The 13,855-nt window shown below is 62.9% G+C and carries 13 protein-coding genes; 6 read left to right on the top strand and 7 right to left on the bottom strand.

The features are described 5' to 3' along the window. Positions 1-104: 104 nt before the first annotated feature. A complete protein-coding gene (locus tag AC51BJ_RS01995) occupies positions 105-1,052 on the top strand; it encodes a LysR family transcriptional regulator (protein WP_019918903.1) in 948 nt (315 codons plus the stop codon). 84 nt (positions 1,053-1,136) lie between these two features. Here the strand turns inward: AC51BJ_RS01995 and aceA are convergent, their stop codons facing one another. The 4 genes from aceA to clpS form a co-directional block, all read right to left on the bottom strand. Beyond that, positions 1,137-2,435, bottom strand: a complete 1,299-nt coding sequence (aceA, locus tag AC51BJ_RS01990; RefSeq protein ID WP_019918902.1) for an isocitrate lyase — start codon at positions 2,433-2,435, stop codon at positions 1,137-1,139. A 446-nt stretch (positions 2,436-2,881) separates the two neighbouring features. Further along, complete coding sequence (gene rraA / locus AC51BJ_RS01985; RefSeq protein ID WP_496279157.1) at positions 2,882-3,361, bottom strand: ribonuclease E activity regulator RraA; 480 nt, start codon at positions 3,359-3,361, stop codon at positions 2,882-2,884. Between the two features lie 85 nt (positions 3,362-3,446). Continuing rightward, positions 3,447-5,717 carry an ATP-dependent Clp protease ATP-binding subunit ClpA gene (clpA, locus tag AC51BJ_RS01980; protein WP_019918900.1) on the bottom strand — a complete coding sequence of 757 codons (2,271 nt, stop codon included), beginning with the start codon at positions 5,715-5,717 and terminating at the stop codon, positions 3,447-3,449. Position 5,718: 1 nt separating this feature from the next. Next, positions 5,719-6,027 (bottom strand): ATP-dependent Clp protease adapter ClpS, encoded by a 309-nt coding sequence (clpS, locus tag AC51BJ_RS01975; protein ID WP_008061043.1) that lies wholly within the window; start codon positions 6,025-6,027, stop codon positions 5,719-5,721. 398 nt (positions 6,028-6,425) lie between these two features. On the opposite strand from clpS, the gene AC51BJ_RS01970 reads away from it, so the two are divergent. Next, positions 6,426-6,629 (top strand): cold-shock protein, encoded by a 204-nt coding sequence (locus AC51BJ_RS01970; protein WP_019918899.1) that lies wholly within the window; start codon positions 6,426-6,428, stop codon positions 6,627-6,629. A 92-nt stretch (positions 6,630-6,721) separates the two neighbouring features. Here AC51BJ_RS01970 and icd read toward each other — a convergent pair whose 3' ends face one another. After that, positions 6,722-7,966, bottom strand: a complete 1,245-nt coding sequence (gene icd / locus AC51BJ_RS01965) for an NADP-dependent isocitrate dehydrogenase (RefSeq protein ID WP_024300538.1) — start codon at positions 7,964-7,966, stop codon at positions 6,722-6,724. Between the two features lie 182 nt (positions 7,967-8,148). Between icd and aceK the strand changes: the two genes are divergently transcribed. From aceK to pdxH, 4 genes are all read left to right on the top strand, one after another. Continuing rightward, on the top strand, positions 8,149-9,927 hold the full coding sequence (aceK, locus tag AC51BJ_RS01960) for a bifunctional isocitrate dehydrogenase kinase/phosphatase (protein ID WP_496279156.1): 1,779 nt from the start codon (positions 8,149-8,151) through the stop codon (positions 9,925-9,927). Beyond that, positions 9,924-10,496 carry a pseudouridine synthase gene (locus AC51BJ_RS01955; RefSeq protein ID WP_496279155.1) on the top strand — a complete coding sequence of 191 codons (573 nt, stop codon included), beginning with the start codon at positions 9,924-9,926 and terminating at the stop codon, positions 10,494-10,496. The genes aceK and AC51BJ_RS01955 overlap by 4 nt, the downstream gene beginning before the upstream one ends. Positions 10,497-10,589: 93 nt before the next feature. Further along, on the top strand, positions 10,590-11,024 hold the full coding sequence (locus AC51BJ_RS01950) for a DUF192 domain-containing protein (RefSeq protein WP_496279154.1): 435 nt from the start codon (positions 10,590-10,592) through the stop codon (positions 11,022-11,024). Positions 11,025-11,038: 14 nt separating this feature from the next. Continuing rightward, positions 11,039-11,671, top strand: coding sequence for a pyridoxamine 5'-phosphate oxidase (pdxH, locus tag AC51BJ_RS01945; protein WP_020164074.1), 633 nt, complete (start codon positions 11,039-11,041; stop codon positions 11,669-11,671). Between the two features lie 9 nt (positions 11,672-11,680). Here pdxH and AC51BJ_RS01940 read toward each other — a convergent pair whose 3' ends face one another. Together AC51BJ_RS01940 and pgi are read right to left on the bottom strand one after the other, a co-directional pair. Next, positions 11,681-12,250, bottom strand: a complete 570-nt coding sequence (locus AC51BJ_RS01940) for a tetratricopeptide repeat protein (RefSeq protein ID WP_496279153.1) — start codon at positions 12,248-12,250, stop codon at positions 11,681-11,683. Then, complete coding sequence (gene pgi / locus AC51BJ_RS01935; protein WP_496279152.1) at positions 12,247-13,839, bottom strand: glucose-6-phosphate isomerase; 1,593 nt, start codon at positions 13,837-13,839, stop codon at positions 12,247-12,249. Before pgi ends, AC51BJ_RS01940 begins: the two co-directional genes overlap by 4 nt. Positions 13,840-13,855 lie beyond the last annotated feature (16 nt).

Genomic DNA, 13,855 nt, shown 5'->3' with positions numbered 1-13,855 from the left:
GGTTGTGCCCGGCATGAATTGCTGCATCTGCACAAATACTAGACTTTCCTTATGCATCCGTTAAGCTTTCCTTAAGTACATTTATCTTTTACTTTTAGTACAAAATGGATCGCTTCAAGGAGATAGAGTCCTTCGTTTCGGTTGCGGCGCATGGCAGTCTTTCGGCCGTTGCGAAACTCGAAGGCGTGCAGCCGGCCGTGATCGGGCGGCGCATGGATGCGCTGGAAGAGAGGCTGGGCGTCAAATTGATGCTACGCACTACGCGCAAGCTGACGCTGACGCACGAAGGCAGTGCCTATCTGGAGGATTGCCAGCGCATTCTCAACGAGCTGGCGAGTGCCGATGCTGCAGTGACCGCCGGCGGCGCGAGGGCCACCGGTCTGTTGCGCGTCAGCGCACCGGCCGGCTTCGGCCGGCGCCACGTGGCGCCACTGGTGAAGCGCTTCATGGCGCTGAATCCCGAGGTCAAGATTTCGCTTGATCTGACCGACCGCATGGTCGACCTGGTGAACGAGAACGTCGACTGCGCGGTGCGCATCGGCAGCCTGCCTGATTCCAGCATGATCAGTATCAAATTGGGCGAGACGCGACGCGTCGTCGTCGCCAGCCCGGATTACCTCGCCCGTTTCGGCAAACCCGGGCATCCGTATGACCTGCTGCAGCACCGTTGCCTCGGCCTCGGGCCGAATCGCTCGCAGGCCCGTGGCTGGAGTTTCATGGCGCACGGCGAGCCGATCACGCTGCGCATCACCCATCTGGTCGAATGCAACGACGGTGCCGTGCTGCGCGACTGGGCACTGAGTGGGCTCGGGCTGGCCTGGCGCTCGTACTGGGAAGTGCGTGAGGACCTGGCGAACGGAGCGCTGGTCGAAGTGCTCGGCGATTTCGCGGCGCCGCCCATGGGCATCTATGCGCTGTTTCCGCAGCGTCGCCATCTGCCCTTGCGGGTGCGGCTCTTCGTCGATCTGCTGAAGCTCACATACGGCGATCTGGCGTACTGGGAATCCGGCGGCACTTTCATTCCCGATCTGCCGCAGCCGGCGGAGGACTAAGAAAAAGGAAACAAAAAGGCCGCCCGGCGAGAGCCGGGCGGCCTTTTCAGTTCAGCAGACCCGCTGTTGCGGGCCCGGTCCATCTCAGTGGAACTGCTCTTCTTCGGTCGAACCGGTCAGCGCGGTCACCGACGAAGTGCCACCCTGGATGGTGGTGGTCACGTCGTCGAAGTAGCCGGTGCCGACTTCCTGCTGGTGCGACACGAAGGTGTAGCCGCGGTCGCGGGCCGCGAATTCCGGCTCCTGAACCTTTTCCACGTAGGCGGACATGCCGCGGGCCACGTAGTCCTGGGCCAGATCGAACATGTGGTACCACATGTTGTGGATGCCGGCGAGAGTGATGAACTGGTACTTGTAACCCATCGCGCCCAGCTCGCGCTGGAACTTGGCGATGGTCGCGTCGTCGAGGTTCTTCTTCCAGTTGAACGACGGCGAGCAGTTGTAGGCCAGCATCTTGCCCGGGAACTTGGCGTGGATCGCGTCGGCGAAGGCCTTGGCGAAAGCCAGGTCCGGCGTGCCGGTTTCGCACCAGATCAGGTCGGCGTACGGGGCGTAGGCCAGACCGCGCGAGATGGCTTGCTCCAGACCCTTCTTGGTCTTGTAGAAGCCTTCGGCGGTGCGCTCGCCGGTGACGAAGGGCTTGTCGATCGGATCGCAGTCGCTGGTCAGCAGGTCGGCGGCTTCAGCGTCGGTACGGGCCAGAATCAGGGTCGGGACGCCGTAGACGTCGGCGGCCAGACGGGCGGCGATCAGCTTCTGCACGGCTTCCTGGGTCGGCACGAGCACCTTGCCACCCATGTGACCGCACTTCTTCACGGAGGCCAGCTGGTCTTCGAAGTGCACGCCGGCGGCGCCCGCGCGGATCATCGCCTTCATCAGTTCGTGGGCGTTCAGCACGCCGCCGAAACCGGCTTCTGCGTCCGCCACGATCGGGGCGAAATAGTCGATGTAGCCCTTGTCGCCAGCGTAAACACCCTTGGCGTGCTGGATTTCGTCAGCGCGCTTGAAGCTGTTGTTGATGCGGCTCACGACGGTCGGAACCGAGTCAACCGGGTACAGCGACTGGTCCGGGTACATCGCTTCGTACGAGTTGTTGTCGGCAGCGACTTGCCAGCCCGACAGGTAGATCGCCTTGACGCCGGCCTTCACCTGCTGCATGGCCTGACCGCCGGTCAGCGCGCCGAGGCAGTTGATGAACGGCTCGTTGTTGACCAGATCCCACAGCTTTTCCGCACCGCGGCGGGCCAGCGTGTACTCGACCGGGAAGGAGCCGCGCAGGCGATAGACATCCTCGGCGGTGTAGCCGCGCTTGATGCCCTTCCAGCGGGGGTTTTCGTCCCAATCCTTCTGAATCTTGGCGATTTCCTGTTCTTTCGTGCTCATTGCATGTCCTCGAAGAAAAAAACAACCCGAACAGGCAGCCTGCGCCACCCGTAAGCCCTGACTTTGAAATGCTTCCTGAAACGGTGCTGACACCCATGCCGGACCGTGCGGTCCGGGCATCCTTCGGCCGATGAACCGATGCGGGCCGATCCACGAAACCCGCGAGGGCCTGTCGCAGCGGTTGGCAGCAAGCAGACCGGGCGCCCGGGAAGCCGACCGATGAATGGAACCGGGCGGCTATCGTGACGGGCTCAAGTATAAAGAGGCTTTGGCAAAGCAACAAGAGGTCTTGTATAAGACATAAGAAGTCGTGTTTTTAAATAAAACAAAGACTTGTCTTGTCTGCTCTGTTGCATGTGTGAAAAAGTGCAGAAAAATCTGCAGAAACTTGTGCGCTGCGAAAGGCGCCGCCGACACCGGGTCGCGAGTGCCGGCCGAACGCACACTCAGATCAGCGGCCGCGGGCAGACAATGACGCCATCGGCGTCGGCATAAAGGTACTGGCCGGGGACGAAGTCGATGCCGCCGAAGCTGACGGTGAGGTCGGCCTGACCTTCATTGCGCTTGACCGTCTTCAGCGGATGGGTGCCGAGCGCGCAGACACCGATATCCATCTCGCCGATCGCCGCGGAGTCGCGGATGCAGCCGTAGACGACGATGCCAGCCCAGCCGTTCTTCACCGCCAGGGCGGCGATCTGGTCGCCGACCAGCGCGCGGCGCATCGAACCGCCCCCATCGACCACCAGCACGCGGCCGTTGCCCGTCGCTTCAAGTGCCTTGCGAACCAGACCGTTGTCCTCGAACAGCTTCAGTGTCGTGATCTGGCCACCGAAGGCGGCACGGCCGCCGTAGCTGCGGAACATCGGTGCGCAGATGCGCAGTTCGCTTTCGAATTGGTCACACAGGTCGGCGGTGTGGATGTCCATGAGTCGTCCTTTCTGTTCGGGAGGCGTGACAGACAAAAAAAGAGGCGGCCATTATGGCCGCCTCGGTCGGAACGGTGATGCCTTATCAGGCGGGTGTTGCGAGTTCTTCCTCGTCGAACACCAGTTTCACCTTCTTGTCGCCGTCGAGGTCGATGGTCACCTTGCCGCCGCTGGTCAGGCGACCGAACAGCAGTTCGTCTGCCAACGCGGAGCGGATGGTGTCCTGGATCAGGCGTGCCATCGGACGCGCGCCCATCAGCGGATCGAAGCCCGCTTCGGCCAGCCAGCTGCGCAGCTCTTCCGAGAACTGCACGTCGACCTTCTTCTCCTGCAACTGACCTTCCAGTTGCATCAGGAACTTGTCGACCACGCGCAGGATGATTTCGCGGTCCAGCGGCTTGAACGAAATAATTGCGTCCAGACGGTTGCGGAACTCCGGCGTGAACAGGCGCTTGATGTCGGCCATCTCGTCGCCCGGCTGGCGTTCCGTCGTGAAGCCGATGACGGATTTCTGCAGCGTCTCCTGGCCGGCGTTGGTCGTCATGATGATGACCACATTACGGAAATCGGCCTGACGACCATTGTTGTCGGTCAGCGTGCCGTGGTCCATCACCTGCAGCAGGATGTTGAAGATGTCCGGGTGCGCTTTCTCGATTTCGTCGAGCAGCAGCACAGAGTGCGGCTTCTTGGTCACTGCCTCGGTCAGCAGGCCACCCTGATCGAAGCCGACATAGCCCGGAGGTGCGCCAATCAGGCGGCTGACCGCATGACGCTCCATGTACTCGGACATGTCGAAGCGGATCAGTTCGATGCCCATGCAGTAGGCAAGCTGACGAGCGACTTCGGTCTTGCCAACGCCGGTCGGGCCGCTGAACAGGAAGGAGCCGATCGGCTTGTTCGGATTGCCGAGACCGGAGCGCGACATCTTGATCGCGGTGGCCAGCGCATCGATCGCGTTGTCCTGACCGAACACCATGTTCTTCAGGTCGCGGTCGAGATTGCGCAGCGCCGACCGGTCGTCGTTCGACACATGCTGCGACGGCACGCGCGCGATCTTGGCAACGATTTCCTCGATCTCGGTCTTGCCGATCACCTTCTTCTGCTTCGATTTCGGCAGTACGCGTTGCGCCGCCCCGGCTTCGTCGATCACGTCGATCGCCTTGTCCGGCAGGTGACGGTCGTTGATGTAGCGCGCCGACAGTTCGGCCGCTGACGACAACGCGGTCGACGAGTACTTGACGCCGTGATGCTGTTCGAAACGCGACTTCAGTCCCTTGAGGATGGACACGGTCTCCTCGACGCTGGGCTCGGTCACGTCAATCTTCTGGAAGCGGCGTGACAGCGCGTGGTCCTTCTCGAACACACCGCGATATTCGGTGTAAGTGGTCGCGCCGATGCACTTCAGCTGACCCGACGACAGCGCCGGCTTCAACAGGTTGGACGCGTCGAGCGTTCCGCCCGAGGCGGCCCCCGCGCCGATCAGCGTATGGATTTCGTCGATGAACAGAATGGCGTTCGGATTGTCGAGCAGCTGCTTCAGCACCGACTTAAGACGCTGTTCGAAATCGCCGCGGTACTTGGTGCCGGCGAGCAGGGCGCCCATGTCCAGCGCGTAGATGGTCGCGTCGGCGAGGATGTCCGGCACCCGGCCCTCGATGATGCGGCGTGCGAGCCCTTCGGCAATCGCGGTCTTGCCGACGCCGGCTTCGCCCACCAGCAGCGGATTGTTCTTGCGCCGACGGCACAGCGTCTGGATCACGCGCTCGAGTTCGTGGTCGCGACCGATCAGCGGATCGATCTTGCCCATCAGCGCCTGTGCGTTCAGGTTCTGCGTGAAGCTGTCGAGTGCGCCGCCCGCCTGGCCGCCTTCCTGTTCCTGCTCGCCCTGTTCCGACTCGGGCTTCGCCGCGGCGGCCGGTTGGGCCGCCTTGGTGATGCCGTGCGAAATGAAGTTCACGATGTCCAGGCGCGTGACGCCCTGGCGCTGCAGGAAATACACCGCGTGCGAATCCTTCTCGCCGAAGATGGCGACCAGCACATTGGCACCGGTCACTTCCTTCTTGCCCGAGGACTGCACGTGCAGGATGGCGCGCTGGATTACGCGCTGGAAGCCGAGTGTCGGCTGGGTGTCGATTTCCTCGCTGCCATCGACCACCGGCGTGTGCTCGTTGATGAAGGCCGACAGTTCCTTGCGCAGCTCATCGATGTTCACTGCGCAGGCACGAAGCACTTCCGCTGCCGAAGGATTGTCGAGCAGGGCGAGCAGCAGGTGCTCGACAGTGATGAATTCATGGCGCTTCTGTCTCGCTTCGACAAAGGCCATGTGAAGGCTGACTTCCAACTCCTGCGCGATCATTTCAATTTTCCTCCATCACGCACGCCAGCGGATGCTGATGCTGGCGCGCAAAGGTACACACCTGTTCCACTTTCGATGCTGCAACGTCCTTGGGGTAGATGCCGCATACGCCGGCCCCCTCCGTATGTACCTTGAGCATGACGCGCGTGGCCTGTTCCCGGTTCATGCCGAAAAACTTCTGAAGGACTCCAACCACGAAGTCCATCGGGGTGTAATCGTCATTCAGCACCATGACCTTGAACAGAGGTGGGGGCTTGACCCGTGTCTTTTCAAGCTCGAGGAGTGAATCGTCCTGCCTGCGTGTAACCATGGTCCCATTCTAATCACAAACATCGGGTGTGCAACACGAGAAGCTGTGTCGCTTTTCCGCTGTTTCTCGTCATTGCGCGCCACCTGTTCACGTCTTTGGACAACGCGTTCCGGCAAGCGTGCGCTGACAGCTTTCGACGCTTCGATGAACGCTGTCCAAGATGGCCGGAAAATCGTCGCAAAAGTCTGCCGTGGTGCAGCATGGAAACGTGTTGACCGCCTGCTTCATCTGGGCTAAAAGCCGTTCTGTGTTTGGTTCAAGCTCTCGAGTGGTCGCAGTCCTAGACCGTTGTCGAGTTCCGGCGCGGTCGGTAGTTCCCGGGGTCAGAACATCAGAACTTGAAGTACAAACATGTACGGGAGCTTCGGCTCATTTGAGAGGTTGAGAGGATAAGATCAATGGCAACTGGTACTGTTAAGTGGTTCAACGATTCCAAGGGTTACGGCTTCATCACGCCGGATGATGGCAGCGAAGATCTGTTCGCTCATTTCTCGGCGATCCAGATGGGTGGTTTCAAGACCCTGAAGGAAGGCCAGAAGGTGACGTTCGACGTGACCCAGGGACCCAAGGGCAAGCAGGCCGCGAACATCCAGGCTGCTTGATCCGGTCCTGAGGATTCGGAAAGCAAAAAACCCGGCGCAAGCCGGGTTTTTTGTTTCTGCAGCTGGGCGTCCTGCGACGCCCGCTGTCACCGTTACATGCGGGCGATCATGGCGCGCCCGAATTCCGAGCACGACACTTCGTTCGCACCGTCCATCAGGCGGGCAAAGTCGTAGGTGACCTGCTTATCGCCGATGGCGCGCTCCATCGACGCGATGATGAGGTCGGCCGCTTCCAGCCAGCCCATGTGACGCAGCATCATTTCGGCCGACAGGATGAGCGATCCCGGATTCACCTTGTCCAGGCCGGCGTACTTCGGTGCCGTGCCGTGGGTGGCTTCGAACACTGCATAGGCGTCCGAAATGTTGGCGCCCGGGGCGATGCCGATGCCGCCGACCTGTGCCGCCAGCGCGTCGGAGATGTAGTCGCCGTTCAGGTTCAGCGTGGCGATCACGTCGTAGTCGGCCGGCCGCAGCAGGATCTGCTGCAGGAAGGCGTCGGCGATGGCGTCCTTGACGATGATGTCGCGGCCGGTGTTCGGGTTCTTGAACTTGCACCACGGTCCGCCGTCGATCGGCTCGGCGCCGAACTCGTTCTGCGCCAGCGCGTAGCCGAAGTCGCGGAAGCCGCCTTCGGTGAACTTCATGATGTTGCCCTTGTGCACCAGCGTGACCGACTTGCGATCATTGTCGACGGCGTACTGCAGTGCCTTGCGAATCAGGCGCTCCGAGCCTTCGCGCGACACCGGCTTGATGCCGATGGCGGAGGTCTCGGGGAAGCGGATCTTCTTGACGCCCATTTCGTCGCGCAGGAACTTGATCACCTTGCGCGCATTGTCCGATTCCGCCTGCCATTCGATGCCGGCGTAGATGTCTTCGGTGTTCTCGCGGAAGATGACCATGTCGATCAGGTCCGGCTGCTTGACCGGGCTGGGCACGCCCTTGAAGTAACGCACCGGGCGCAGGCAGACGTAGAGGTCAAGCTCCTGGCGCAGCGCCACGTTCAGCGAACGGATGCCGCCGCCGACCGGCGTCGTCATCGGGCCTTTGATCGAAACGACGTATTCCTTCAACGCGGCCAGCGTGTCTTCCGGCAGCCAGACGTCCGGGCCGTACATGCGGGTGGCCTTCTCGCCGGCGTAGACCTCCATCCAGGTGATCTTGCGCTTGCCGCCGTAGGCCTTGGCCACGGCTGCATCGACGACGTCCTTCATTACCGGCGTGATGTCCACGCCGATGCCATCGCCTTCGATGAAGGGGATGATGGGATTGTCCGGCATCGGCTGGCCGGCAACGATTTTTGTCCCCTCGGCGGGAATCTTGATGTGAGTGGTACTCATGCCATCCAGCTCCTTGGTGTGTTGTCTGGTTATTGGCCCTGTGACGGTGTTGCCGCCGGCGGGCTTCCGCGATTATCCCCCAATCAAGAAATGATGCGACATTCCTGTCGGCTGCGTGTTCCGCACCGCGGCGTGCGCGCGCCCATTAGAATCCCGCGCTTGACGATACGAGCGGACTTGCCATGAATCTTCCTGCCGGGCAGAACCAGGTTGCGCTGGCCATCGCACAGGCGCTGATTGACGGCTTCGACAAGCACTACACGCTGTTCCGTGCTGTCAGCGGTACGGCCAAGCAACGGTTCGAACAGGCGGACTGGCCGGGGCAGCAGCGCTGCATCCGCGAGCGCATCCAGTATTACGACGACCGTGTGCGCGAGTGTGTGGACCGGCTGCACAACGAGTTCCACGCCGACTCGCTGGACGACAACACCTGGCAGCAGGTGAAGCTGCTCTACATCGGCCTGCTGGTGAACCATCGGCAACCGGAGCTGGCCGAAACCTTCTTCAATTCGGTCACGACGAAGATCCTGCATCGCAAGTACTTCCACAACGACTTCATCTTCGTGCGTCCGGCCATCTCGACCGAACTGATCGAGAGTTCTCCGCCGACCTGGCGCAGTTACTACCCGAACCAGACCGGTCTGCGCGCCGCGGTGAAGCAGATCTTCATCGACTTCGACTGGCAGCGTCATTTCACTGATCTGGACCGCGACGTGGACTACATCATGCGCGCGGCGCTTGAACATGTCGGCGGCGACTGGCCGGCGCGCGAGGCCAACCTGCAGATACAGGTGCTGAACTCGGCCTATTACCGGAACAAGGCCGCCTATGTGATCGGCAAGGCGATCAACGGTCACCTCGAGTATCCGTTCATGGTCAGCGTGCTGCACGACCGCAAGGGCGGGCTCTTCCTCGACACCATCCTGCTGGAGCCCTGGCGCGTCAGCGTCATGTTCTCGCTGTCGCGCGCCTACTTCATGGCCGACATGCAGGTGCCTTCGGCGAACGTGCATTTCCTGCGCACACTGATGCCGAAGAAGCCGCGCTCCGAGCTCTACACGATGCTCGGGCTGGGCAAGCAGGGGAAGACCATGTTCTTCCGCGACCTGATCAACCATCTGCGTCACTCGAACGACAACTTCGTCGAGGCGCCCGGCATTCGCGGTCTGGTCATGCTGGTTTTCATGCTTCCGTCCTATCCTTATGTGTTCAAGATCATCAAGGACAAGTTCGGCAGTTCGAAGGACACCGACCGCGCGACGGTGAAGAAGAAGTTCCTGATGGTGAAGCAGGTGGACCGTGTCGGCCGCATGGCCGACACCATCGAGTACTCGGACATCGCGCTGCCGGCCCACCGCTTCTCGCCCGAACTGCTGGAACAGCTGGACCAGCTGGCCCCGTCGATGATAGAGCGCGATGGCGACACGCTGGTCATCCGCCACTGCTACATCGAACGACGGATGATTCCGCTCAACATCTTTCTGGAAACGGCGAACGAGGAGCAGATCGACCACGCGGTGTACGAGTACGGCAACGCGATCCGCGAACTGGCGGTCGCCAACATCTTCCCGGGCGATCTGCTGTGGAAGAACTTCGGCGTCACCCGCTACGGACGCGTCGTGTTCTACGACTACGACGAGATCGAGTTCCTGACCGACTGCAATTTCCGCCGTATCCCGCCGGCGCCCAGCCCGGAGTACGAAATGTCCGGCGAGGTGTGGTACTCGGTGCAGCGCAACGACATCTTCCCCGAGGAATTCGCCACCTTCCTGCTGTCGACGCCCAAGGTGCGAGCGGCCTTCCTGAAGTATCACCGCGATCTGCTGGACGTGAAGTTCTGGCAGGAGACGCAGCAGCGCATCCGCGAAGGCCACATCCAGGACTTCTTCCCCTACCCGGAGGAACTGCGCTTCGCACGTCGCTTCGGCCACCTGCAGGGGCAGCCGGTGGCCAGTGCGTGAGCCGTCTGATCCTGCTGAACAAGCCCTATGGCGTGATCTGCCAGTTTTCGCCGGATGGCATGCATCCGACGCTGGCCGACCACGTAGACGTGCCCGGAGTCTATCCGGCGGGCCGCCTCGACACCGACAGCGAAGGCCTGCTGCTGCTGACCGACGACGGCGCGCTGCAGCACCGCATCAGCGATCCGAAGCACAAGCTGGTCAAGCGTTACAGGGTGCAGGTCGAGCGTGAGCCAGACGAGGCAGCACTGGAACGGATGCGCGGCGGCCTGCAGTTGAAGGACGGCCCGACCCGGCCTTGCTCGGTCGAGCGCATCGCCGAGCCGGCCGATCTGTGGCCACGTAATCCACCGGTGCGCCATCGGCTGTCAGTGCCGACCTGCTGGCTGGAGATCGGCATCAGCGAGGGCCGCAACCGGCAGGTGCGGCGGATGACGGCAGCCATCGGCCACCCGACGTTGCGCCTGATACGCGTCGCCATCGGTCCGTGGCAACTCGGTTCGCTGCAGCCAGGTCAATGGCGGGATGCTGAGGCAGATCTGCTTGCTCAGCGACTTGCGCGCGCATGAGGCCCGTTCAGGGCATCCGCTGCGGGCTGACATCGATCAAGAAGTCGTCGGCGTGCATCATTCATCATTCACCATCGGGATGTTCTGCCTGTCATGAAGAAATCGCTACTCTGCAGCCTGCTCGCGCTGAGCGCACTGAGTGCCTGCGCCGACATGCCCACGCTCGAGCTCGGTGTGGGCATGTACCGCCTCAAGGCCGAAGTCGCGCACACCAACGCCGCGCGCATGACTGGCCTGATGCACCGGACCGAGATGCCGTCGGATGCCGGCATGCTCTTCGTGTTCACCCGGGCGGCCAAGCACTGCATGTGGATGCGCAACACCTTGATTCCGCTCAGCGTTGCCTTCATCGATGACAAGGGCCACATCATCAACATTGCGGACATGCAGCCGCAGACCGAAACATCGCATTGCGCCGAGCGTCCGGCGCGCTATGCGCTGGAAACCAATATCGGCTGGTTTGCCGCGCGGAAGCTCCAGGCCGGCACCCGCATCGCCGGAATCGAACGCGCGCCCGCGCCGGAATGAGGAGAGGAGACACCATGGACCCGATACATCACCGCATCGACTACACCAGCGGTTCGCTCGACGAGACTGAAGCGGCCGACAATCCGCTCGACCAGTTCCGCTTCTGGTTTGCCGAAGCCGGCCGTGTGGTCGAGCGCGACCCGAACGCGATGACGCTGGCCACGGTCGGAGCAGACGGGCGGCCCAGTGCGCGCATCGTGCTGCTGCGCGGCTATGGCGAGGACGGCTTCGTGTTCTTCACCAATTACGACAGTCGCAAGGGCGCCGAACTGGAGGCCAATCCGCACGCCAGTCTGCTGCTGTTCTGGGCGGCGCTGGAGCGGCAAATCCGGATCGAGGGCACGGTGAGCAAGGTGAGCGCGGAAGAGTCTGACGCCTACTACTCGCTGCGCCCGGTGGGCAACCGGCTGGGGGCTTGGGCGTCGCCGCAGAGTAGGGAAATTCCCAGTCGCGAATCGCTGGTCAGGCGCGTGCGCGAGTTCGAGGAGCGCTTCGGCTCGACGCCGCCCCGCCCGGAGAACTGGGGCGGCTACCGGCTGCATCCGGATGCGATCGAATTCTGGCAAGGGCGCAGCGACCGCCTGCACGACCGTCTGCTCTATCGCCGCCAGGGCGCCGACTGGACGCGAGTCCGGCTGGCACCCTGAAACACGGCTTCAATCGGGCAGCCCCAGTTCCTGGGCCAATCTGCGGGCGGTGCGCGGGTCGTACTGCCCGATGCGCCGGTACTCGGCGAGCAGGCCTTCTTCGTCACCGACGGCCCGGCAGGCCTGACACAGCGCGTAGCTCGCGCTGCCGTTGAAGGGTTGCAGCTCGACCGCCCGTCTTAACGCGACGATCGCCTCCTGCGGTCGACCCAGTTCGCTCAGCAGCAGGCCGCAGCCATACCAGGCTTGATCGAGAGCGGGGCGCAGGCGCACTGCGGCTGTCATCTGCGCCAGCGCGTGCTCGAATTCGCCCCGGCGATGCAGCAGGAAGCCGAAGTTGTAGCGGCTGACGGCGTCGTCCGGTGCCAGTTCCACCGACCGTTCGAATGCGAGCAGGGCCTCGTCGCTCCGGCTCTCGTCCTGCTGGCAGAGGAAACCGATCATGCGCCAGGCGGGTACATGCGCCGGATCGACCGAGGTGCAGCGGCGAAAGGCGGCAACGGCCCGTTCGTTCTGCCGCAGGAGGGCCCACAGCTGACCGGCGGCATAATTGATCGCTGGCCCCAGCGCTGCGCTCATGCGTCCGGGTGATCGAGCGCCTCGAACAGGCCGCGGGTCGACGCGTCGGCATCCGGCGGCAGTCGGCCCGACGCCAGCGCGCGCGCCATCTGCTTGCCGTACTCGACACCGTACTGATCGAAGCTGTTGATGCCGAGCAGCCAGCCTTGCACGAACACCTTGTGCTCGTACAGCGCGATCAGCTGCCCCAGCGTGCGTGGCGTCAGCTCCGGCATCAGCAGCGTGGTGCTCGGCTGGTTGCCGGGGCAGGCGACGTGCGGCGCGAGCCGGGTGGCCTCCTGCTCGGACAGACCGCTGCGTTTCAGTTCATCCATCGCCTCGTCGCGCGTCTTGCCGCGCATCAGCGCGGCGCTCTGCGCCAGCGCATTGAGCTGAACCATGCGGCTGCGCTCGTCGCGCGCCACGCGCGGCACGATGAAGTGCATCGGCATCATCCGCGTGCCCTGGTAGAGCTGCTGGTGGTAAGCGTGCTGGCCGACGATGCCGGAGCCGCCCCACACCACGGGGGAGGTCGGCGCCCGGCTCAGTTCGCCGGTCGAGGTGCAGCGCTTGCCATTACTCTCCATTTCGAGCTGCTGCAGGTAGGACGGCAGACTGCGCAGCAGGTGGCTGTAAGGCAGCACCGCGAGCGTTTCCAGACCCATGCCGCTGGCGTTCCAGAAGTCGATCAGGCCGAACAGCACCGGCAGGTTGGCATTCATCGGCGCGCGCGTGAAGTGCTCGTCCATGTCGCGTGCGCCGTCGAGCATTTCGCCGAAGGCCTGCATGCCGATGGCGCAGGCCAGCGGCAGCGAGATCGACGACCAGACGGAATAGCGTCCGCCGACCCATTCCGGCAGGAAGAGGCAGCGCTGCGCCGGCACGCCCAGTTCCTGGGCAGCCGCCGGGCGGTTGGTGACGGCGAACAGGTGCTGGCCGACGCCGGCCGTGCCCAGACCGTCGGCCAGCCATTTCATCGCGACCTGCGCGTTGGCCAGCGTTTCCTGCGTGGTGAAGCTTTTCGACGAAATGATGAAGGCGGTGTGCGCCGGTTTGCAGTCGCGCAGTGCGAGGTCGAGGGCGGCCGGATCGAGGTTGGCGACGAACTTGACCACCGGACCGTTGATCTGCGGCTCGAGCGCCTCCATCGCCAGGCGCGGCCCGAGGTCGGATCCGCCGATGCCCAGGTTGATGATATGGGTAATGGTCTGGCCGGTTGCGCCGAGCAGTTCGCGGTTGCGGATCAGCCGCACCCAGTGCTCGAGCGAAGCGCGGCAATCGCGTACGACGTCGGCGTGCGCGCCGTCGCGGGCGCGCAGCGCCATGTGCAGTGCGGCGCGGCGCTCGGTGAAATTGATCTGGTCGCCGGCCGCCAATGCGCGGATGCCGCGCGGCAGGTCGAGCGCACTGACCAGATCCATCAGCATCGCCATCGTTTCGCCGTCGACGCGCTGCTTCGAGTAGTCGAGCAGCCAGCCGTCGTAACGCAGCGAGAAGCGTGCGAAACGGTCGGGATCCTGCTCGAAGAAGTTGCGCAGGTGTACGCGCGATAGCTGGATCGCCTTTGATCGCAGTGCGGGCCAGGCGGAGGTCTGCATCAACAGGTTCATGTCATCCGGCGCCTCG

The sequence above is a fragment of the Methyloversatilis sp. S146-33 genome, assembly GCF_059552495.1.
This window is presented reverse-complemented; position numbering and strand designations above follow the sequence as displayed.

What these genes read in the sequence shown, in the direction of transcription:
- aceA (WP_019918902.1), bottom strand. Translation starts at nt 2,435, where the DNA reads ATGAGCACGAAAGAACAGGAAATCGCCAAGATTCAGAAGGATTGGGAC.
- pdxH (WP_020164074.1), top strand. Translation starts at nt 11,039, where the DNA reads ATGGACCCGATACATCACCGCATCGACTACACCAGCGGTTCGCTCGAC.
- pgi (WP_496279152.1), bottom strand. Translation starts at nt 13,839, where the DNA reads ATGAACCTGTTGATGCAGACCTCCGCCTGGCCCGCACTGCGATCAAAG.
- rraA (WP_496279157.1), bottom strand. Translation starts at nt 3,361, where the DNA reads ATGGACATCCACACCGCCGACCTGTGTGACCAATTCGAAAGCGAACTG.
- AC51BJ_RS01995 (WP_019918903.1), top strand. Translation starts at nt 105, where the DNA reads ATGGATCGCTTCAAGGAGATAGAGTCCTTCGTTTCGGTTGCGGCGCAT.
- aceK (WP_496279156.1), top strand. Translation starts at nt 8,149, where the DNA reads ATGAATCTTCCTGCCGGGCAGAACCAGGTTGCGCTGGCCATCGCACAG.
- AC51BJ_RS01950 (WP_496279154.1), top strand. Translation starts at nt 10,590, where the DNA reads ATGAAGAAATCGCTACTCTGCAGCCTGCTCGCGCTGAGCGCACTGAGT.
- clpS (WP_008061043.1), bottom strand. Translation starts at nt 6,027, where the DNA reads ATGGTTACACGCAGGCAGGACGATTCACTCCTCGAGCTTGAAAAGACA.
- AC51BJ_RS01940 (WP_496279153.1), bottom strand. Translation starts at nt 12,250, where the DNA reads ATGAGCGCAGCGCTGGGGCCAGCGATCAATTATGCCGCCGGTCAGCTG.
- icd (WP_024300538.1), bottom strand. Translation starts at nt 7,966, where the DNA reads ATGAGTACCACTCACATCAAGATTCCCGCCGAGGGGACAAAAATCGTT.
- clpA (WP_019918900.1), bottom strand. Translation starts at nt 5,717, where the DNA reads ATGATCGCGCAGGAGTTGGAAGTCAGCCTTCACATGGCCTTTGTCGAA.
- AC51BJ_RS01970 (WP_019918899.1), top strand. Translation starts at nt 6,426, where the DNA reads ATGGCAACTGGTACTGTTAAGTGGTTCAACGATTCCAAGGGTTACGGC.